Raw genomic sequence first — 20,729 nt, forward strand, 5'->3', positions numbered from 1 at the left:
GACCCTACCGGGTCGAGGGACCCGCACCACACAGCCGCCCCGGTGGTTTGCCCGCACCCACCGATGATGTCCCGTATTCGCCGCTCAGCGGGGATAGACAACAAACTTCGGCGGTTTGGTCCCCGTTTGGGGCACCCGGTAATGGGTCAGCGCGAAGTTCATGATCTTCTTGAAGACCGGTGCGGAGACGTCGCCCCCACCACCGCCCGGGGTGTACGCGAACACCGCGACGACGTACCGCGGTTGGTCCGCCGGGGCCATGCCGATGAACGAGGCGACCTCGCCGGGGGCGTACGAGCCGTTGAGCACCCGTGAACCGGTGCCGGTCTTGCCCGCCACCCGGTAACCGGGGATGGCGGCCTTGGTGCCGGTGCCGTCCGGCACGGTCACCACCGCCTCCATCATCTCCCGCAGCGCGGCGGCGTTCTCCGGGCTGATCACCTGCCGGGTCTTCGGCGCCGGGGCGGGCGTACGGGTGCCGTCCGGCGCGATGGTCTCCGCGACCAGGTGCGGCTGGATCCAGGTGCCGCCGTTGGCGATCGTGGCGTACGCGGCGGCCATCTGCAACGGGGTCGCGTCGACGCTGTGCCCGATCGGGATCGACCCGTACGCCGAGCCGCTCCACTGGTCCGGGGGCAGCACCCGGCCGGTCGCCTCGCCCGGCACCCCCTCGCCGGTCGCCTCGCCCAACCCGAACTTCCGCTGGTAGTCGTACAGCTTCTGCGCGCCCAACCGGTCGGCGATCTTGATCGTGCCGATGTTCGACGAGTAGGCCAGGATGCCGGGCAGGCTCATCTTGGCCTGGTTGACGCCGGCCGGCAGTTTGTGGCTGTCGGTGAACACCTTGCCGCCCTTGGTGATGCTGTTGCCGACGGTGACCGTGTCACCGGGCTTGATCACGCCCTCCTCCAGCGCCGCGGCGAAGGTGATCGCCTTGTGCACCGAGCCGGGGTCGACCACGAAACCGGTCGCGGCATCCTCCCGGTCGGTTCCCACGCTTTTCTTCCAGTCGGCCGCGCTGTAGGTCGGATGACTCGCCTGGGTCAGCACCGCGCCGGTCCGGATGTCGATCACGATGGCGGCGGCGATCGTCGCCTTCTCCTCGCGGGCCGCCGCGCTGAGGATGCGCTGGCACTCCCACTGGAGGTCGCGGTCGATGGTGAGCTGGAGCGAGCTGCCCGGCTTGGGCTCGGTCACCACCTTGTCGTAGCCACCGGGGATCGGGCTGTTCAGATCGCCCCGGCCGGCCTCGAAGACCCGCTTGCCGTTGACCCCGCGCAGCAGTTCCTCGTACCGGGCCTCGATCCCCTCCAGACCGCTCATGTCGTCGCCGATGAAGCCGATCAGGTTGGCTGCCAGGTCGCCGCCGGGCACCTCCCGGCGTTCGTCCTGGCCGGTGCCGATGCCGGCCAGGTTCAGCTCCATGATCTGCTTTGCGGTGTCGATCTCGACTCCCCGGGCCAGGTACTGGAACTGGGAGACGAAGCCGTCCGCGCCCTTCGTCCGGCTCAGGTCGGCGACCAGGGTCGAGCGGGGGATGCCAAGCAGCGGCGAGAGCTTGGCGGCGGCGTCCGCCGGGTCCTCCACCATGGTCGGGTCGGCGTACACGTAGCGGGCCTCGACGCTGTGTGCCAGCACCGCGCCGGACCGGTCGTAGATCGAGCCGCGCGGAGCGGCGAGGATCACCGGCTTGAGCCGGTCGTCGACGCTGTCGGCGTACGCCGGGGACTGCACGACCTGGAGGACGACGAGCCGGATGCCGACGGTGGCGAAGAGCGCGAGCGCGAGCATGGTGCCCAGCCGGAGCCGCAGGCGCGAGTCGGCCAGCCGGGGCGGGCTGGGCGGCTTGCGCGGCGCGCGGCGCGGCGCGGCGCCGGGGCGACCGGAACCGCTCGTGGTGGTGGTGCCGGTCCGCCGCCGGGGTGCGGGCACCGGCCGGGCGACGTCGGCGGCTCGGGCGGCGCGCGGTGGTACCGGTCGCCCGGTGCCGGTGCCGCGTCCGGCGGCGGGCTCGGGGGCCTCGCGCCGGGTCCGCGCACCGTTGGTCCGGCCGCCGTCGAGCACCTGCAACGCGGGTCGGAACGGGTCCGCCGATCGGGTGGACCTGGGCGTACGGCGCAGTTCGGGAGCGTCCCGCAGGGTTCGGCCCCGGGGCGTGTAGGCCCGCGCACCGGAGATCCCGCCGAGGCCCGGCTCGCCGTCGGTGGCACCGCCCCGACCGACCCCCCGGCCGCCGGTGTCCCGGTTCGCGCCGCGCGCTCCGGTGTCCCGGCCGGCACCGCGTGCTCCGGTGTCCCGCTCCGAGCCGGACTGTGACGAACCGCGCCGGGACGTGGAGCCGTCCCGGCGCGGTTCATCGGAGCGTGGCGACACGCTAACCCCCCGCGTTCTGCTGACTGGTGATGGCGGGCTGCCCCCCGGCCGGCTGCGGAATGCCGACCACCTGGCCGTCGGGCAGCCGGATGAAAGCCTTGGTGCCGGACTCGACCAGGCCCAGCTTGCGGGCCTGGGCCACCAGGTTGCCCGGTGCCTGGGCGTCGGCGATCTCCTTGTCTAGCCGCTGCTGCTGGAGGTCGAGCGTGGCCTGCTCCCGCTGGAGCTTGTCCAGCCGGATGGCGTTCTCGTTGATCTTGGTGTTGACCACCAGGACCCCGAGCACCCCACCGACCACGACCGCCAGGATCAGCCCGACGAAGGGCGCCTGCGGCACGCTCACCGGCATCGGCGGAGCGACCCGCAGCCGAGGCGCCTCCACCCGACCGCTACCGGCCGGGTGCGCCTCACGGGCGACGTCACGGGCCCGCTGCGCCGCGCCGCCGGCCGGGTGCGCCACCCGGGCCCGCTCCCGCGCCCGCTCGGCGTGGTCCCGGGCGGGCGTCGGAGCCAGCTCCGGTGCCCGCAGCGCGGCACTGCCCTGGGTCGGGAAACTGCCCGGCGTCGGAAACTCGCGCGCCCCCCGGGCACGAGTCTGCTGACCCGGCACCGCCCCAGCCGTACGGGTGCTCCGCTCGGTCGTCGTCCGCTCCGCCACGGTCCGGCCCCCCGACCGTGGTGTACGCGGCTGGGCACCGGATTGATCCCGGTGGTCGCGCTTGTCAACGTTCATGTCCCCTCCCCCTCTACTGCCGTCCCGCCTTCGTCCCCTGGCCCCGATGGCCCCTTCTTCCGGTCCTGGGTGGACCGTCCCAGCGCCACGGCACCGGGGGCGTGCAATGCCTTCGCCCGTCGACGGGGCCGCTCGCGGTCGGCCCGCCCACTCTCCGTCGGACCGGTCGCCCGGTCCGGATCGATCCGTTCCGCCGCCCGCAGTCGTACCGAGGCGGCCCGCGGATTGGCCGCCACCTCCGCCTCGCTCGGCAACTCGGCACTGCGGTTGAGCAACCGCAGCGTCGGGCCGGTGCCGGGCAGTTCGACCGGCAGGTCGACCGGGCCGGTGCTGCGCGCCCGGCCGGCAAACGCCTGCTTGGTGATCCGGTCCTCCAGCGAGTGGTACGACAGCACCACCAGCCGACCGCCCACCGTGAGCGCGTCCAACGCGGCCGGCAGCGCCGCCTCCAGCGCGGCCAGCTCCCGGTTTACCTCGATCCGCAACGCTTGAAACGATCTTTTCGCCGGATGTCCGCCGGTCCGGCGGGCCGCCGCCGGGATCGAGTCCCGGACCAGCTCGGCGAGGAACGCCGAGGAGGTGATCCGGGACCGTTCCCGCTCCCGCAGAATCGCCGAGGCGATCCGCCCGGCGAACCGTTCCTCGCCGTAAAGCCGCAGGATCCGGGCGAGTTCACCGTGCGTGTAGCTGTTGACGATCTCCTCCGCGGTCACCCCGCGGGTCTGGTCCATCCGCATGTCCAGCGGCGCGTCCTGGGCGTAGGCGAACCCGCGGTCGGGCGCGTCGAGTTGCAGCGACGACACCCCGAGGTCGAACAGCAGCCCGTCGACCCCGGGGAGGCCGAGCCGGTCGAGCACGTCCGGCAGCTCGTCGTAGACCGCGTGCACCAGGTGGATCCGGTCGGCGTACCGGGCCAGCCGGGCTCGGGCGTGTGCCAGGGCCTCGGGGTCGCGGTCGAGCCCGACCAGGATCGTTCGCGGGTACGCGGCCAGCACCGCCTCGGCGTGACCGGCGAGGCCGAGCGTGGCGTCGACGTGGACCGTACGGTCGCCCCGGTCCAGCGCGGGGGCGAGCAGCTCAAGACACCGCTCAAGCAACACCGGCACGTGCGTGCCGCGCAGCTCCCCCATGTCGACCCCCACTGACCGGCTTCCTTGTCTGTTCACGTCTGTATGCTGTCAACCGCTCGTCATACCGCCAGATCCCCATCCGCTCTGGCCCGTCGACCCGCCCCTGGTAAGGCCGGTCAGCGGATCGCGCGCCTGGCACCGGGGAAGAGGCGCCAGGAACAGGAGCGGCTGGAGATCTCGCAGTACGTCGGGCGTGTCGGCCCGCCCTACAGCCCGCCGGGCAACACCCCCTCCTCGATGTCGGCGAAGTCGTCTTCGCTTTCCGCGAGGTAGGTCTCCCAGGCGCGCTTGTCCCAGATCTCCACCCGGGTGCTCGCGCCGATGACCACCAGCTCACGGTCGAGCGCCGCGTATTCCCGCAGGTGGCCCGGAATGATCACCCGGCCCTGCTTGTCCGGCACCTCGTCGTGCGCGCTGGCGAAGAACACCCGGCTGTACGCCCGAGCGGCCTTGTGGGTCATCGGCTGCTCGCGCAGCTGATCCGCGATCCGCTGGAACTCGGGCGTCGGGAAGACGTACAGGCAGCGTTCCTGCCCCTTCGTGATCACGACACCTCCCGCCAGCTCGTCCCGGAACTTGGCCGGAAGAATCAGCCGGCCCTTTTCGTCCAGGCGCGGGGTATGAGTGCCGAGAAACACGGCCCAACCCCCTCGCCCTTCCAGCGGCGTTCGCGGCGCCGCTGTCCCCCGGGCCGGCAGGCCCTCCCGGCCCCACCATTGGGCCCCACTCTACTCCACTTCCCTCCACCCGCAACCGGAAACGCAGGGAAACCACGACGGTGTCATTCGCAAAACTGCACGTCAGAGGGGGTGGTGCGAAGTGGAGGGGGCTGCGGCGCCCGCCCGGCGTCCGCTTTCCGACAAAGATCAAATGGGGCCCGAGTAGCGCCCGCCGGCACCCGTCACGCGCCTTTCCGGTGCCGTTCGGGTGACCGTCACCGGCACATCGGGCCCGCGCGCCCCGGTCCGGGAGGAAAGTGGAGGGATCAAGGTCCGGCGGGAGCATCCCGAGGGGACGGGAAAGGTGGAGGGGAATGAGGCGATGTGGCTGTCCGGTAACCTCGCTCGCGTGACGGACGCGAGAATGCCCCTGCGGGCGAAGGTGGCCAGCTCCGTGTCGCGTACCGCGGCTGCGCTGTCAAGGGCCGCCGGCCGCGGCGACGGCTCGGTGATCGGCGGCTGGATCGGACTCAAGATCGACCCGGACCTGCTGGCGCACCTGGCCGCCGGCCGGGCCATCGCCCTCATCTCCGGGACCAACGGCAAGACCACCACCACCCGACTGACCGCCGCCGCCGTGGGCGTACTCGGCCCGGTGGCGACCAACTCCTTCGGCGCCAACATGCCCAGCGGGCACACCTCCGCGCTGGCCAAGGCGGGCAACACCCCGTACGCGGTGCTGGAGGTCGACGAGCACTACCTGGCCCAGGTCCTCGAAGCCACCGAGCCGCACGTGGTCGCGCTGCTCAACCTCTCCCGGGACCAGCTCGACCGGGCCAAGGAGGTCAGCATGATGGCCCAGCTCTGGCGGTCCGCCCTGGTGCGGTACCCGGAGCTGCGGGTGGTGGCCAACGCCGACGACCCGATGGTGGTCTGGGCCGCGACCCCGCCCGAGATGCGCAGCGGGAACCTGAGCACCCCGACGGTCACCTGGTTCAGCGCCGGGCAGCGCTGGCACGACGACTCGTGGGTCTGCCCCGAGTGCGGCTCGCCGATCGAGCGGGCCCAGGACCAGTGGTGGTGCACCGGCTGCTGGCTGCGCCGGCCCGAGCCGCAGTGGGTGGTCGAGGACGACGGCGTGCTCGACCCGTCCGGCGCCTGGCACAAGGTGGTGCTCCAGCTTCCCGGCCGGGTCAACCTCGGCAACGCGGCCACCGCGCTCGCCGTCGCCGCCGAGTTCGGCGTACGGCCGGCCGACGCGGTCTCCCGGCTGGGCGGGGTCGCCTCGGTCGCCGGCCGGTACGCCCAGGTCGTCCGCGCCGGGCGCAACATCCGGCTGCTGTTGGCGAAGAACCCGGCGAGCTGGCTGGAGGCGTTCGACATGGCCGACCACGCGCCGACCCTGCTCTCCATCAACGCCCGCGACCCCGACGGCCTGGACACCTCGTGGCTGTTCGACGTGGACTTCTCGCCGCTGCGCGGCCGGCAGGTGCTGATCACCGGCGACCGGGCGTACGACCTGGCGGTCCGGTTGGACGTGAACGACGTGCCGTTCCGGCACGTGCAGACCTTCACCGAGGCGGTCTCGGCGGTGCCGCCGGGCCGGCTCGAAGTGATCGCGAACTACACCGCGTTCCAGGACATCCGAGCGGAGTTGGACCGTGTCAACTAACTCGTACTTCCCGGTCGACCAGCCGAGCGGGTACGCGATGGCCTCGCCCAGCGGCTCGGAAAGCACGCTGCGGATCGCCTGGCTCTACCCGGATTTGCTCTCCACCTACGGCGACCGGGGCAACATGCTGATCCTGGCCCGCCGGGCGCAGCAGCGCGGCATGCCGGTGGAGACCATCGAGGTCCGCTCCGACCAGCCGCTGCCCACCAGCGCCGACATCTACCTGCTCGGCGGCGGCGAGGACGGGCCGCAGGCGCTCGGCGCGCAGCGGCTGATCGCCGACGGTGGCCTGCACCGGGCGGTCGCCCAGGGCTCGGTCGTCTTCGCCGTCTGCGCCGGTTACCAGCTGCTGGGCGGCTCGTTCTTCGCCAAGGGCGCCAAGTGCGCCGGGCTGGACCTGCTGGACCTGAACTCGGACCGGGGGCCGTCGCGGGCCGTCGGCGAACTCGCCGGCGAGATCGACCCCCGCCTCGGGCTGCCGCCGCTGAGCGGCTTCGAGAACCACGGCGGTCGTACCCACCTCGGCCCCGGCGTCTCCGCGCTGGCCCGGGTCAGCACCGGCATCGGCAACGACGGCAGCAGCGAGGGCGCGTGGCGCGGGAAACTGCTCGGCACCTACTCCCACGGGCCGGCGCTGGCCCGCAACCCGGCCCTGGCCGACCTGCTGTTGCGCTGGGCGACCGGGGTGAACAACCTGCCGCCGCTCAACGACACCTGGCAGGAGCGACTGCGGGCCGAGCGGGTGGCCGGCGTGGCCGCCGCCCGGTCGTGACCGCCCCGCACCTCCGGCGGCTGCTGCGGCAGCTGTCGGACGTGCGGTTCCGCTCGCTGCTGCGGCAGCGCTCCGTGCTGCGCTTCGGGTCGCTGCTGCTGATCCTCGGGCTGTTCGGCCTGGCGCTGCTGCTCGTACAGCCCGATCTGGCGGCGGCGCCACGGCTGGTCGACCGGCTCGGTCCGGCCGCCCCGGTGGCCGCCGTGCTCGGTGGCGCGCTGCTGATGGTGGCCCTGGTCCCCCGGACCCTGATCACGGTGGCGTGGGGCGCGCTGTTCGGCCCGCTCGGCGGGGCCGGCTACACCCTGGCCGCCGCGCTGGTCGCCGCCGCGCTCGGCTTCACCGTCGGTCGGTTGCTCGGCCGCGACTTCGTCGCCGAACGGGTACGCGGCCGGCTGGCCCGCCTCGACGGCTGGTTCAGCCGACAGAGCGTGTTCGGCGTGATCACCGTACGGCTGTTGCCGATCGGCGGGTTCGGCCTGGTCAGCTATGGCTACGGCACCACCGGCGCCCGGGTGGTCCCGTTCCTGATCGGCAGCGTCCTGGCCTCGGTTCCGTCCGCCTTCGGCTACGCCGCCATCGGTGCCGCGGTAGCCAACCCTGACGAGTTCAACTGGCTGTCAGTAGCCCCGGCAAGCTTCGGCCTAATCGCCGCCGCCATCCTCATCACCCGCTGGCGCAGGGCGGAACAAGCCCACCGCCGCTCCCCCGCCCCGTAACACCCCCGCGTTGATCTTGCAGTTGTGGCGGTACCCATATCGCTCGAAAGGGAGCAATACGGGCACCACAACTGCAAGATCGACGCTATCGAGGGGTTAGGGGACGATGCTGACCATGCGGTTGGGGATGACGATGACTTTGCGGGGGGGCTTGCCGGCCAGGTGGTCGGCGACCTCGGTTAGGGCGGCGGTGCGGACGGTTTCCTCGGACGCGTTGGCGGGGACTTCGACTCGGCCGCGGACCTTGCCGTTGATCTGGACGGGGTAGGTCACCGTGTCGGCGACCAGCAGGGCCGGGTCGGCGACCGGGAAGGACGCGTACGTCAGGGAGGTGTCGTGGCCCAGTCGCTGCCACAGTTCCTCGGCGATGTGCGGGGCGAACGGCGCCAGCATCAGCACCAGCGGCTCGGCCACCTCGCGGGGCGTGCCGGCCAGCCGGGTCAGGCCGTTGGTCAGCTCGATCAGCTTCGCGATGGCGGTGTTGAACCGGATCCCGTCCATGTCGGCCCGTACGCCGTCGATGGTCTTGTGCAGCAGCCGCCGGGTCGGCTCGTCGGCCGGTGACTCCACCACCCGCGAGGCGCCGGTGTTCTCGTCGACCAGGGCGCGCCAGGCCCGTTGCAGGAACCGGTACGACCCGACCACCGCACGGGTCTCCCACGGGCGGGAGACCTCCAGCGGGCCCATCGACATCTCGTACACCCGGAAGGTGTCGGCACCGTACGCCGCGCACATGTCGTCCGGGGTGACCACGTTGCGCAGGGACTTGCCCATCTTGCCGTACTCGCGGGTGACCTGGTTGTCACCGTGGAACCAGGAGCCGTCCCGCTCGACCACCTCGGCGGCCTCGACGTAACGCTCCCGCTCGTCGGTGTACGCGTACGCCTGGATCATGCCCTGGTTGAACAGCTTGCGGAACGGCTCGACCGACGAGACGTGCCCCAGGTCGTACAGGACCTTGTGCCAGAACCGGGCGTACAGCAGGTGCAGCACGGCGTGCTCGGCGCCGCCGACGTACAGGTCGGTGCCGCCGGGGTCGCCTGCGTCGCGCGGACCCATCCAGTACGCCTCGTTGTCCGGGTCGACGAACCGGGTCTCGTTGGTCGGGTCCAGGTAGCGCAGCTCGTACCAGCAGGAACCGGCCCACTGCGGCATCACGTTGGTCTCGCGGGTGTAGCGCTTGGGCCCGTCGCCCAGGTCCAGTTCCACCTCCACCCAGTCGGCCTTGCGCGACAGCGGGGTCTCCGGGTTGGAGTTGGCGTCGTTCGGGTCGAACGTGCGCGGGGCGAAGTCCTCCACCTCGGGCAGTTCGACCGGCAGCATCGACTCCGGCAGCGCGATCGGGGTGCCGGCCTCGTCGTAGACGATCGGGAACGGTTCGCCCCAGTAACGCTGGCGGCTGAACAGCCAGTCGCGCAGCCGGAAGGTGACCGCGCCCCGACCGTACCCGTTGGTCTCCAGCCAATCGATGATCCTGGCCTTGGCCTCGGTCACGGCCAGGCCGTCCAGGTCCAGGCCGCGCTCCGGCGCGGCGCTGTTGATCGCCGGGCCATCCCCGGTGTACGCGTGGCCGTCGAAGCCGGCCGACGGCGCCACGGTACGGACGATCGGCAGGTCGAACACCTCGGCGAAGGCCCAGTCCCGCTCGTCCTGTCCGGGTACGGCCATGATCGCCCCGGTGCCGTAACCGGCCAGCACGTAGTCCGCGACGAAGATCGGGATCGGCGCACCGGTCACCGGGTTGGTGGCGTACGCGCCGACGAAGACACCGGTCTTCTCCTTGGTGTCGGCCTGCCGTTCCACGTCGGTCTTGGCGGCGGCCGCCTCGCGGTACGCCTCGACGGCGGCCCTCGGGTTGGCGTGCCCGCCGGTCCAGGCGTCCTTCGTCCCCGCCGGCCAGGCGGCCGGGGTCAGCAGGTCGACCAGCTCGTGCTCGGGGGCCAACACCACGTAGGTGGCACCGAAGATGGTGTCCGGGCGGGTGGTGAAGACCCGGATCGGTTCGATGTCGACGGCGGGCGGGGCGATCGGGAAGTCGATGTGCGCGCCGACCGAACGGCCGATCCAGTTGCGCTGCATCAGCTTGATCGGCTCCGGCCAGTCCAGCCGGTCCAGGTCCTCCAGCAGCCGGTCACCGTACGCGGTGATTCGCATCTTCCACTGCTTCAGGTTCCGCTTGAACACCGGGAAGTTGCCCCGGTCGGAGCGCCCGTCGGCGGTGACCTCCTCGTTGGCCAGCACCGTGCCCAGACCCGGACACCAGTTGACCGGTGCCTGCGAGACGTACGCCAGCCGGTGGTCGTCGACGACCACGCGCCGCTGGGGCCCGGACAGCTCGGCCCAGGCCCGGCCGTCGGGCAGGGCCCGGATGCCGGACTCGAACTCGGCGATCAGCTCGCTGATCGGGCGGGCCTTGCGGGCCTCGTCGTCGTACCAGGAGTTGAAGATCTGTAGGAAGATCCACTGGGTCCAGCGGTAGAAGTCGACGTCGATGGTGGCCACCGAGCGCCGGTCGTCGTGCCCCATGCCCAGCCGGCGCAGCTGCGCCCGGTACCGCTCGATGTTCGCCTCGGTGGTGGTCCGGGGGTGGGTGCCGGTCTGCACCGCGTACTGCTCGGCCGGCAGGCCGAACGCGTCGAAGCCCATCGCGTGCAGCACGTTGCGACCGGCCATCCGCTGGTAGCGGGCGTACGAGTCGGTGCCGATGTAGCCCAGCGGGTGCCCGACGTGCAGCCCGGCGCCGGACGGGTACGGGAACATGTCGAGCACGTACAGCTTCTCCGCACCGGCTCGCGGGTGGTCCGGGTCGGCGAGCGGCCCGACCGGGTTCGGCGCGTGGAACGTGCCCCACTTCTCCCAGCGGTCCTGCCACCGCTGCTCGATCTCCCCCGCCAGAGCGGCGGTGTACCGGAAGGGCGGGGTATCCGCCGCCGGCTCGACAATGTCAGTCACGTCGTCTCCTCGCCGCGCTCACCGTTGTGCGTACACGGGCACGTTTCGCATTTCAGGGCATGCATATCCGGGCACAAAAAAGCCCCTCACACAGGAGGGGTAGCCGTGCTGTCGCGCTCGGTGGCGTCAGCACGGCTCGCTAAGAAGCAGGTAGGCCCGGGCCATGCCGCGGAGTCTACGCCCTCACCCGACGGGCTGTCGCGCCCGGTTCCACGGGTCGACGGTACGGGGCCGACCGGTCAGCAGGACCGTACGTGTGGTCGGCTTGAGCGTGAGTTCCGGCTAGCCTGATTCCATGCGGTTGATCCGGGCGCGCCCCGCGACCGTATTTTCCCGCGAACCTTACGGCCGTCCCAGCGAGTCTGGACAGAGAAGAAGCCGTGCTGCGACGAGGAGGAGGCCCGTGACACAACAGACGTGGGACGAGTTGGGCGGCGCACTACAACCCGACGAGTTCCGTACCGCCAGCGAAGCCATCGTGGCCAACATCGAACAGGTCATCGAGGGCAAGACCGCGACGGTACGGCTCGCGCTCGCCGTCCTGCTCGCCGAGGGCCACCTCCTGATCGAGGATGTTCCCGGGGTTGGCAAGACCAAACTCGCCAAGGCCCTCGCCCGTTCGATCGACTGCTCGGTCCGCCGGATCCAGTTCACCCCCGACCTGCTGCCCAGCGACGTCACCGGGGTCAGCGTCTACAACCAGGAGACGCACGACTTCGAGTTCAAGCCGGGCGCCGTCTTCGCCAACCTGGTCGTCGGCGACGAGATCAACCGGGCCTCCCCGAAGACCCAGTCGGCGCTGCTGGAGTGCATGGAGGAACGCCAGGTCACGGTCGACGGGGTGACCTACGAGCTACAGACCCCGTTCATGGTGATCGCGACCCAGAACCCGATCGAGATGGAGGGCACCTACCCGCTGCCCGAGGCGCAGCGCGACCGGTTCACCGCCCGGATCGCGATGGGCTATCCCGACGCCGGATCGGAACTGGCGATGCTCGACGGGCACGGTGGCCGGGACCCGCTGCACGCGCTGCAACCGGTCGCCGACGCCGCCACCGTACGCCGGCTGATCGCGACCGTACGCGACATCCACGTCGCCGACGCGGTCAAGCAGTACGCCGTCGACCTGGTCACCGCCACCCGCGAGGCCCCGGACCTGCGCCTCGGCGCCTCCCCCCGGGCCACCCTGCAACTGCTGCGCACCGCCCGTGCGGTAGCCGCACTGGAGGGTCGGGACTACGTCCTTCCGGACGATTTGCAGGCCCTCGCCGTACCGGTGCTCGCCCACCGGATCATCCCCACGGCGGACGCGCAGCTCGCCCGGCGGACCACCGACGCGGTCGTCTCCGACCTGGTGCACCGGCTGCCGTTGCCACACGAACGGCAGCAGCGCTCGCAGTACGACACCCGGCCGGCGACTCCCCCGGACGGCAAGGGTCGATCCCAGTACGAGCCGCGGAGGCGGTGACCGTGCGCGAGGCACTGCGCGGTCTCACCACCCGTGGCCGGTCCTTCCTCGCCGCGGCGGTGGCGGCGGCCATCTCCGCGGCGATCCTGGGTGAACGGGACCTGCTCCGGGTGGCCGTGCTGCTCGGCGTACTGCCGCTGCTGGCCGCCGCGTACGTCGGCCGCAGCCGGTACAAGCTGGCCTGTTCCCGGTCGCTGGAACCGCAGCGGGTGCCGATCGGTGCCAGTTCCCGCGTGGTGCTGCGGCTACAGAACATGTCCCGGCTGCCGACCGGGACGCTGCTGCTGGAGGACCGGCTGCCGTACGCGTTGGGCAGCCGGCCCCGGGTGGTGCTGGAACGGCTCGGCGCGCACCAGGCCAGCTCGGTGGCGTACACGGTGCGCGCCGACGTACGCGGCCGGTACGAGGTCGGCCCGCTGGTGGTCCGGCTGACCGACCCGTTCGGGCTGTGCGAGCTGACCCGCGCGTTCCCGAGCGTCGACCGGCTCACCGTCATCCCCCAGGTCACCCCGCTGCCCCAGGTGCGACTGGCCGGCGAGTACGCCGGCACCGGCGACAGCCGGGCCCGCTCGGTGGCGGTGCACGGCGAGGACGACGCGGCGACCCGGGAGTACCGGCGCGGCGACGACCTGCGCCGGGTGCACTGGAAGTCCACCGCCCGCACCGGCGAGCTGATGGTGCGGCGGGAGGAACAGCCCTGGGAGAGCCGGGCGACCGTGGTGCTGGACACCCGCGCCACGGCGCACCGGGGCGAGGGGCCGACGGCCAGCTTCGAGTGGGCGGTCTCGGCCGCCGCGAGCGTCGCCGTGCACCTGCGCCAGTCCGGTTACAAGCTGCGACTGGTCACCGGTTCCGGAATGGACGCCGACGCGAACGAGGGCGCCGGCGAGGGCCTGCTGCTCGACCACCTCGCCGACGTACGGCTGAGCCAGCGCGGTGACGTCGCCAGGCTGGTCGAGCAGGTCCGGCAGCGCTCCGACGGCGGCCTGGTGATCGCCATCCTCGGCACGCTGAGCGTCGCCGAGGCCGAGGTGCTGGCCGGGTTGCGCGGCAACGGCGCGACCTGCCTGGCGTTCCTGGTCGACAGCACCACCTGGCTCACCCTGCCGGCACCGGCGCGGACCGAGGCCGACCACGCCCACGGCGCCGCCGTGCTGGCACTGATGCAGAGCGGCTGGCGGGTGATCCCGGTCGAGCACGGCAGCCGGATGCCCGCCCTCTGGCCGCAGGCCGCCCGTGGGTCGCAGGGCTTCGCCTGGCGGGCCGCGATGGCCGAGACGGTCGCCGGAGGGATGCGATGAGGGGACGACGTCATCTCGGGTTCGTCGCCGCGGCGGCCACCCTGCTCGCCGCCGCGCCGCTGTCGGCGATCTTCGAACGGTGGACCTGGCTGCTCCAGTCGGCGCTCGCGGTCGCGCTGATCGCCGGGGTCGCCACCCTGACCCGGGCGCTACGGGCACCGGTCTGGGCCCAGGCGCTGAGCATGCTCGGCGCGTTGCTGCTCGGCCTGACCTGGCTGTTCGGCAGCGGCGAGGAACTGCTCGGCGTGCTGCCGACGCCCGACACGATCGCGCACTTCGGCTCGCTGCTGAGCGCCTCGGCGACCGACATGCAGTCGTACGGGGTGAAGGTGCCGGACACCAAGGGGCTGCTCTTCGTCACCGTACTGGGGGTGGGTGGGGTCGCGATCGTGGTGGACCTGCTCACCGTCGGGCTGCGCCGGCCGGCGCTGGCCGGGCTGCCGATGCTCGCCATCTACTCGGTGCCGGTCGCGGTGTACGTCGACAACGTGCCGGCGGTGCCGTTCGTCGTCGGCTCGGTCGGCTTCCTGTGGCTGCTGGTGGCCGACAACGTCAACCGGGTCCGGCACTTCGGGCGCCGGTTCACCGGCGACGGACGCGACGTCGACATCTGGGAGCCGTCCCCGCTGGCGGCGGCGGGCCGGCGGCTCGCGGTGGTCGGGGTGGTGCTGGCGGTGCTGCTGCCGCTGGCCGCGCCGCAGATGACCGACGGGCTGCTCAACCGGTTCAACAACAGCGGCACCGGGGCCGGTGGCGAGGGCAACGGCCGGGGCGGCGCCGGTGGCGGGGTCCAGTTGTTCGCGGCCCTGCGCGGCCAGCTCAACCAGACCACGGTCACCGACTACGTGAAGGTCACCACGAACGAGCCCGATCCGTTCTACCTGCGGTTCGGGGCGGCGGACCAGCTGCGTTCGGGTGGCTTCGAGGTCCGTACGCCGACCGGGACACCGCTGAACCGGATGCCCGATCCGCGCGCCTCGGCGGCACCGGGGGTGTCGTTCCAGACGTACCGGGCGCAGGTCGAGGTGACGAACTTCAACATGCCGCTGTTGCCGATCTACTCGAACCCGCTGTCGGTGCAGAACCTGGACGCGAACTGGCTCTACGACCGGGGCACCCAGACCGTGTTCTCCAGCCGGCGGCAGTCCAAGGGCAAGAAGTACTCGTTCGACTACGTCCGGTCGACGTACGGCCAGAAGGTGCTGGACGCGGTGCCGCCGCTGTCGCGCAGCGACCCGATCCAGCGGCAGTTCACCGACGTGCCGCCGGTGCCGCAGGTCGACGAACTCGTCACCCGGCTGACCGAGGGCAAGCAGACCCAGTACGCGAAGGTCCGCGCGCTCTACGACTACTTCTCCCGGCAGAACGGCTTCAGCTACAGCCTGAGCACCCAGGGCGGCACCAGCGGTGAGGACATCGTCAACTTCCTCACCAGCAAGGTCGGCTTCTGCCAGCAGTACGCCGCGGCACTGGCCTGGCTGGTCCGGGCGGCCGACATCCCGAGCCGGGTGGCGTTCGGCTTCACCGTCGGCAGCGGCCGGCAGGACAACACGTACACGCTGACGAACCTGAACATGCACGCCTGGACCGAGGTCTACTTCTCCGGCATCGGCTGGGTCCCGTTCGACGCCACCCCGGCGGCGAACGTGACCGGCTCGACCCGTACCGAGTACGCGCCCGACACCGACGCGCCCGATCCGGTCGCCCCGGCGGCGGTGCCGAGCGCGGCGCCGGGCGCGGGCAGCACGGCCGGGCCGAACCCGGACGATCGGCTGGACCGTGGCTTCGACGACGGGATCGTGGGCGCCGACGGGCAGGTCGCCGCCTCGGCGACCACCTGGCCGTACTGGGCCGGTGGCTCGGTACTGGCGGTGCTCCTGCTGCTCGCCGTACCGGGACTGCTGCGGGCCTCGATGCGGCGGCGCCGGCAGGTGGCGACGGCCACGGCCACGGCGACGACCGTGGCCACCTCGGCCGACGGTGATCCGCCGCCGGGCGTGGCTCGGGTGGTGGTGACCGGTGCCGAGGCCGAACGGGCCCGCGCCGACGCCCACGCCGCCTGGGACGAGTTGGTCGACACGATGGTCGACTTCCGGGTCGACGTGGACCGGACGGAGACGCCTCGGGCGACCGCCGACCGGTTGGTGGCCGAGGGCCTCAGTGCCGGCGGGGCGGACGCCGCCCGGCTGCTCGGTCGGGCCGAGGAGCGGGCGAGGTACGCCCGCGCCCCGCTGACCGGTGAGGAACTGAACCCGGCCCTGCGCGCGGTACGTGACTCCCTCGCGGCTCGGGCGGATCGGCGTACCCGGCTGTTGGCGGCGGTGCTGCCGCCGTCGGTGCTGCTGCGCTGGCGGTTGGCGATCATGGACGGCTCGGGCCGGTTCGTCACGGCCAACGGCCGGTTGCGCGAGGGCCTGCTCCGCTGGAGCCCGCGCCGACTGCTCGCCAACCGGGCGAGGTAGCCGGCAGTAGGTAAGCGGAAACCCGTGGGGCCCGGAACCAGTGTTCGGTTCCGGGCCCACGGGTTCCCTCCCCCGCCCCCTGCCCCCCTGCCCCCCTGCTCCGCGATCTAGGGCATATGGTGGTGATCAGAGATCAACAAGCCACCATATGCCCTAGATCGCGGGCGGAGTGGGGGGAGGGAGGGAGGAGGGAGGAGGGAGGGGGGCTTGGGGGGTTGGGGGGTTGGGCAGCATTGGGGGGATTCTGACGAGGGGGATCTCGTTAGGGCGAATCACCGGAAAGTGAACAGACATCATCGCCGGATACCGTCTGAGGTGTCCGGCGAAGCCGCCTCGCGGGCGAACCCGCGAAGGCGGAACCACCCGATGTCAGCGGTGGCCTTCCGGCCGCTGCCGCCACCGGTCTTCGAGACGGTCGAGCAAAGACATCCGCCGACCTCGCGTGCGCCGACTGGTCGAACCACCGACCACGCGCAGATCGGGCGTTTGCGCCTTGCGATGGGACTGCATCGCAAACGCGGCCGCACCGAGCATGACCACGAAGCCAGCCACTCCGATGAGCGGAGTCTTGTCCACCGTGCCGTAAACGACCAGTGCAAGGCCAGCGATGATCACGCCAGCGGCGACGAGCAGGCGACGTCGCGCGTGGAAACGCGGGTCGCTGGCACGCACAGCCGAGGCGAATTTGGGGTCCTCGGCAAGCGACTGTTCGATCTGCTCGAACAGCCGCTGCTCGTGCTCCGAGAGCGGCACGGCACTCCTCCCCGGTCACGTTGAGTCGATCCGGTCGGACCGACAGACCGTGGCAGCCAACCGGCTGCTTAGCGCAAGTCTACGAGGGGGGTCGGCGCTCGGAAAGCGGGACGACCTACGGTCGTGCCTGATTTTCCGTCCGGCGCAGGTCATCACGCCCCAAGAGACTCGCAGGGCGCACGATCGCACGCCCAAAACGGGCGGCCGCGGCATCCGCCGCCGCCTCCGCGTCCCGCCAACCGTGCTCCGGTTCGCCGAGCGCGAGCTGCCGGGGAGTCGCCCGCTCGTCGGCCAAGCCCTCCATTCGTACCCCTACGAGGCGGATTCGGTCAGTCACATTGAGCGCTACGAACAGGGCCCACGAAACCTCGAACAGCTCATGGGCGACGTCGGTGGGGCCACCGAGGGTCCGGGAGCGGTTGACCGTACGGAAATCGGACAGCCGTACCTTGATCGACACTGTCCGCCCCACCTGACCCGCTCGGCGCAGGCGCACCCCGACCTTCTCGGCCAGGGCCAGCAACGCCCGCCGGATCTGCTCCGGATCGGCGACGTCGGTGTCGAAGGTGACCTCGGCACCGATCGACTTCTCCACCTGGTCCGGACTCACCCCGCGCGGATCCCGGCCCCAGGCCAACTCGTGCAGGTGCCGGGCCGCCGCCTCACCCAGCGCCCCGCGCAGCATCTCGACCCGGGCCTGGGCGAGATCGGCGACGGTGGTCAGCCCCAGCCGGCGCAGCGTCTCCGCGGAGCGCTCCCCCACCCCCCAGAGCGCCTCGACCGGCAGCGGATGCAGGAATTCGAGCACCAGCCCGGCCGGCACCACCAGCAACCCGTCCGGCTTGGCCCGGGTCGACCCGAGTTTGGCCACGAACTTGGTCGGGCCCACCCCGACCGAACAGGTGATCCGTTCCTGCTCGACCACCCGGGCCCGGATCATCCGGGCGATCTCCGCCGGGCGCCCCAGCAGCCGCCGGGCCCCGGACACGTCGAGGAACGCCTCGTCCAGCGAGAGCGGCTCGACCAGCGGGGTGACCCCGCGGAAGATCTCCATCACCGCCCGGGAGGCGGCCGAGTATTCGGCGAAGTCCGGCGGCAGGAACACCGCGTGCGGGCAGAGCGCCCGCGCCCGCATCGACGGCATCGCGCTGCGCACCCCGTACCGCCGGGCCTCGTAGCTGGCCGAGCTGACCACGCCGCGCGGACCGATCCCGCCGACCACCACCGGCCTGCCGCGCAGCTCGGGTCGCTTGCGCACCTCGACCGCCGCGAAGAACGCGTCCATGTCGACGTGCAGAATCGGGCAACCCTCGTCGTCGCCGTCCGGCCCGAAGCGCGGATCACCGTCGCCCCGCACCGCCTGGCTCCGCCCCATAACCGCAGGCTAGCCCCCCGGTACGACAGACCCGGCGGGATGTCGGACGGTGCGCCCGGATCGTCGGCCCGACCGGTGAGCTGATGCGGGTCGCCTGCCCCGGTTCCCTCGGTGGGCTGTGGCGGTTTGTTACCCCTGGAGGGGTAGTGAAACGCCACAGCGCCGCGCGGCGGGCCAACCCTTGACTTCGAGCGCACCTCAACTCGTAGCGTGGCCGACGGATCCCTCACCGAATGGAGTTCCTCGAATGCAAACCGTCGCTCTGGGCCGCACCGGCGAGCAGGTCAGCCAGCTCGCCCTCGGCTGCATGCTGATGGGCACGATGACCGACGAGCAGACGTCGTACGCGATGCTCGACCGCTACCTCGACGGCGGCGGCACCTTCCTCGACACCGCCAACTGCTACGCCTGGTGGCCCGGCCCACCGTTCCGGGGTGGCGAGAGCGAGTCCCTGCTGGGCCGCTGGTTCGCCCGCAGCGGGCGCCGCGACCAGGTCTTCCTCGCCACCAAGGGCACCGCCTGGGTGGCCGACCCGGCGGCCATGCTCGACGGCCGGGTCCAGCCCCCCGACGGCTACTCCGGTGCCGGCGCCGACACCCTGCGCCGCGAACTGGACGACAGCCTGCGCCGGCTCGGCACCGACCACGTCGACCTCTACTACGTGCACGTGGACGACCGCTCCACCCCGCTGGAGGAGACCCTGGAGGCGCTCGCCGGCCTCGTCGCCGCCGGCAAGATCCGCTACCTCGGCTGGTCCAACGTGCACACCTGGCGGCTGGAACGGATCCGCCAGCTCTGCGACCGGTACGGCTGGCCGGCGCCGGTCGCCCTGCAACAGCAGCACTCCTACCTGCGCCGCCGCCCCGGCGTCGACCACACGGCCATCGTCGACGACGAGCAACTCGACTACCTGCGGGCGCACGACGACCTGACCCTGGTGGCGTACTCGCCGATCCTGAAGGGCAGTTACGACGACGCGACCAAGCGGCGGGAACATCCGGTGCTGGACCCGTACCGGGGTGCCGACTCTACCGCGCGGCTCGCCGTACTGGACGCTGTCGCCGCCGAACTCGACGTCACCCCGAACCAACTCGTCCTGGCGTGGCTGCTGCACCAGGACAGCCCCACCCTGGTTCCCCTGATCGGCCCCAGAACCCTCGCGCAGTATGAGGCCGCCCTCCCCGCCCTGGACCTCAAACTCACCCCCGACCACCTCACCCGCCTGAACCAGGCCACCGCCTGACCCCACCCACCCCGCGACGCCGCGATCATCGGGGGACGGCGTCACAACCAGGTGTACGCGGAGACGGCGCCTGCCCGCCGTACCCGAACCCGATCGTGCGGCGAAACAGCCCGCGTCAACCCGATCAAAGCCAGCCCTCCGCTCCAGCAGCCCTAAACGATCCCGAACCTCCACCACCCCCCTGCACCCACCGATTTCGTCAAGTGATCTTGCACTGGCGTCTGAGCCAGGACACTCATCCGGATTGGCACACGACCACAAGCGCAAGATCGTCTCGCTAACCGGTGGGGTGGGGGTGGTGGGGGCGTAGGGAGCCACCGGTCGCCCCTGGGGCGAGTGGTCGCCGACAAGTGGGAAGTTCGGGTGTTTCGTCAGCGTGGAGGCGGACCTACCCGAGCGTTTCGAGTCATCGGTCACGGATGGCGCAAGGAGCAGCACCTACCGTTGCCGTCGATATTCATCGATGGTTACGGTGCGGTGCCTGGTTGTGATCGGAGCACCATAGGGGAGGTCTCGTGAGGATCACCAGAACGGTGCTCGCTGCCGGTCTGGGCGTCGTGTCGATCGCGGTGGCGCTGCCGGCGTCGGCTTCGACGGCGGTGGAACCTGCGGCGCCGCATGCCGCCATGTTCGTGCCGTCGGCGCTCGCGGTGCCGGGAATCGCACCATCGGATGCGGACGAGACCGCGGTCTACCTGGACAGCACCGGGCGGGTCATGCCCAGGGCCACCGGCCCGGATGGGGCCACGCAGCGGGCGCTGATCGGCTGCACGCCGTTCAGTGGGAAGGACAACCCGCACTGGTCGGATCCGGACGTGTCCGGTCACGGCTACTGGGACAAGGGAACGTGCAGCAACAACCGCGCCAACGTGTACAACTGCCTCTACGAGTTCTACACGGACAACACCTGGCGGCAGAAGGCGTGCTCGCCGGTCGAGGAACTCGCCCCTGGCGGCGGGAGCGCCAACCGCACCGTGGCGCGCGTGAGGTGTGCCGACAGGACCAACACGTCGTGGCGCAACCACGTGGACGTCGATGTGATCGGCGAGATCGACACCGGCGAGACGCCGCATAACCAGGCCATCGTCGACTGCCGGGTGTACTAATACCTCAGAGG

General features: G+C 71.4%; 15 protein-coding genes. 8 read left to right on the forward strand and 7 right to left on the reverse strand.

Features of this window, described 5'->3' with window-relative positions; translation table 11 throughout:
* Positions 1 to 84 precede the first annotated feature (84 nt).
* From OG792_RS23975 to mraZ, 4 genes are all read right to left on the reverse strand, one after another.
* Positions 85 to 2,373 (reverse strand): peptidoglycan D,D-transpeptidase FtsI family protein, encoded by a 2,289-nt coding sequence (locus tag OG792_RS23975; protein ID WP_329102468.1) that lies wholly within the window; start codon positions 2,371 to 2,373, stop codon positions 85 to 87.
* 1 nt (position 2,374) lies between these two features.
* Positions 2,375 to 3,106 (reverse strand): hypothetical protein, encoded by a 732-nt coding sequence (locus OG792_RS23980; RefSeq protein ID WP_329102470.1) that lies wholly within the window; start codon positions 3,104 to 3,106, stop codon positions 2,375 to 2,377.
* Positions 3,103 to 4,236: a 16S rRNA (cytosine(1402)-N(4))-methyltransferase RsmH gene (rsmH, locus tag OG792_RS23985; RefSeq protein ID WP_329111398.1), complete on the reverse strand. Its 1,134-nt coding sequence runs from the start codon at positions 4,234 to 4,236 to the stop codon at positions 3,103 to 3,105. Before rsmH ends, OG792_RS23980 begins: the two co-directional genes overlap by 4 nt.
* Positions 4,237 to 4,442: 206 nt before the next feature.
* A complete protein-coding gene (gene mraZ, locus OG792_RS23990) occupies positions 4,443 to 4,874 on the reverse strand; it encodes a division/cell wall cluster transcriptional repressor MraZ (protein WP_329102471.1) in 432 nt (143 codons plus the stop codon).
* A gap of 445 nt (positions 4,875 to 5,319) precedes the next feature.
* On the opposite strand from mraZ, the gene OG792_RS23995 reads away from it, so the two are divergent.
* From OG792_RS23995 to OG792_RS24005, 3 genes are read left to right on the forward strand one after another with little or no spacing between them, the layout of a single operon-like run.
* A complete protein-coding gene (locus OG792_RS23995) occupies positions 5,320 to 6,567 on the forward strand; it encodes a MurT ligase domain-containing protein (RefSeq protein ID WP_329111399.1) in 1,248 nt (415 codons plus the stop codon).
* 37 nt (positions 6,568 to 6,604) lie between these two features.
* Positions 6,605 to 7,339 carry a type 1 glutamine amidotransferase gene (locus OG792_RS24000; RefSeq protein WP_329111400.1) on the forward strand — a complete coding sequence of 245 codons (735 nt, stop codon included), beginning with the start codon at positions 6,605 to 6,607 and terminating at the stop codon, positions 7,337 to 7,339.
* 20 nt (positions 7,340 to 7,359) lie between these two features.
* Positions 7,360 to 8,058: a TVP38/TMEM64 family protein gene (locus OG792_RS24005; RefSeq protein WP_329111401.1), complete on the forward strand. Its 699-nt coding sequence runs from the start codon at positions 7,360 to 7,362 to the stop codon at positions 8,056 to 8,058.
* A gap of 96 nt (positions 8,059 to 8,154) precedes the next feature.
* Here OG792_RS24005 and leuS read toward each other — a convergent pair whose 3' ends face one another.
* Positions 8,155 to 11,001: a leucine--tRNA ligase gene (leuS, locus tag OG792_RS24010; RefSeq protein WP_329111403.1), complete on the reverse strand. Its 2,847-nt coding sequence runs from the start codon at positions 10,999 to 11,001 to the stop codon at positions 8,155 to 8,157.
* Positions 11,002 to 11,413: 412 nt separating this feature from the next.
* Here leuS and OG792_RS24015 point away from each other — a divergent pair, with 412 nt between their 5' ends.
* The 3 genes from OG792_RS24015 to OG792_RS24025 are packed head-to-tail and all read left to right on the forward strand — an operon-like array spanning position 11,414 to position 16,241.
* Positions 11,414 to 12,478 carry an AAA family ATPase gene (locus tag OG792_RS24015; protein WP_329102473.1) on the forward strand — a complete coding sequence of 355 codons (1,065 nt, stop codon included), beginning with the start codon at positions 11,414 to 11,416 and terminating at the stop codon, positions 12,476 to 12,478.
* Between the two features lie 2 nt (positions 12,479 to 12,480).
* Positions 12,481 to 13,779 carry a DUF58 domain-containing protein gene (locus OG792_RS24020; RefSeq protein WP_329111405.1) on the forward strand — a complete coding sequence of 433 codons (1,299 nt, stop codon included), beginning with the start codon at positions 12,481 to 12,483 and terminating at the stop codon, positions 13,777 to 13,779.
* Positions 13,776 to 16,241 carry a transglutaminase TgpA family protein gene (locus OG792_RS24025; RefSeq protein WP_329102476.1) on the forward strand — a complete coding sequence of 822 codons (2,466 nt, stop codon included), beginning with the start codon at positions 13,776 to 13,778 and terminating at the stop codon, positions 16,239 to 16,241. The genes OG792_RS24020 and OG792_RS24025 overlap by 4 nt, the downstream gene beginning before the upstream one ends.
* A gap of 369 nt (positions 16,242 to 16,610) precedes the next feature.
* Here OG792_RS24025 and OG792_RS24030 read toward each other — a convergent pair whose 3' ends face one another.
* A complete protein-coding gene (locus OG792_RS24030; RefSeq protein WP_326556762.1) occupies positions 16,611 to 16,994 on the reverse strand; it encodes a DUF3040 domain-containing protein in 384 nt (127 codons plus the stop codon).
* Between the two features lie 115 nt (positions 16,995 to 17,109).
* Complete coding sequence (locus tag OG792_RS24035; protein WP_329102481.1) at positions 17,110 to 18,369, reverse strand: DNA polymerase IV; 1,260 nt, start codon at positions 18,367 to 18,369, stop codon at positions 17,110 to 17,112.
* 247 nt (positions 18,370 to 18,616) lie between these two features.
* Here OG792_RS24035 and OG792_RS24040 point away from each other — a divergent pair, with 247 nt between their 5' ends.
* Both OG792_RS24040 and OG792_RS24045 read left to right on the forward strand, forming a co-directional pair.
* Positions 18,617 to 19,612 carry an aldo/keto reductase gene (locus tag OG792_RS24040; protein ID WP_329102483.1) on the forward strand — a complete coding sequence of 332 codons (996 nt, stop codon included), beginning with the start codon at positions 18,617 to 18,619 and terminating at the stop codon, positions 19,610 to 19,612.
* 533 nt (positions 19,613 to 20,145) lie between these two features.
* Entirely contained in the window at positions 20,146 to 20,718 is a 573-nt protein-coding gene (locus tag OG792_RS24045; protein WP_329102485.1) for a hypothetical protein, read from the forward strand.
* Positions 20,719 to 20,729 lie beyond the last annotated feature (11 nt).

The organism is Micromonospora sp. NBC_01699 (assembly GCF_036250065.1).
Classification (GTDB): Bacteria; Actinomycetota; Actinomycetes; order Mycobacteriales; family Micromonosporaceae; genus Micromonospora_G.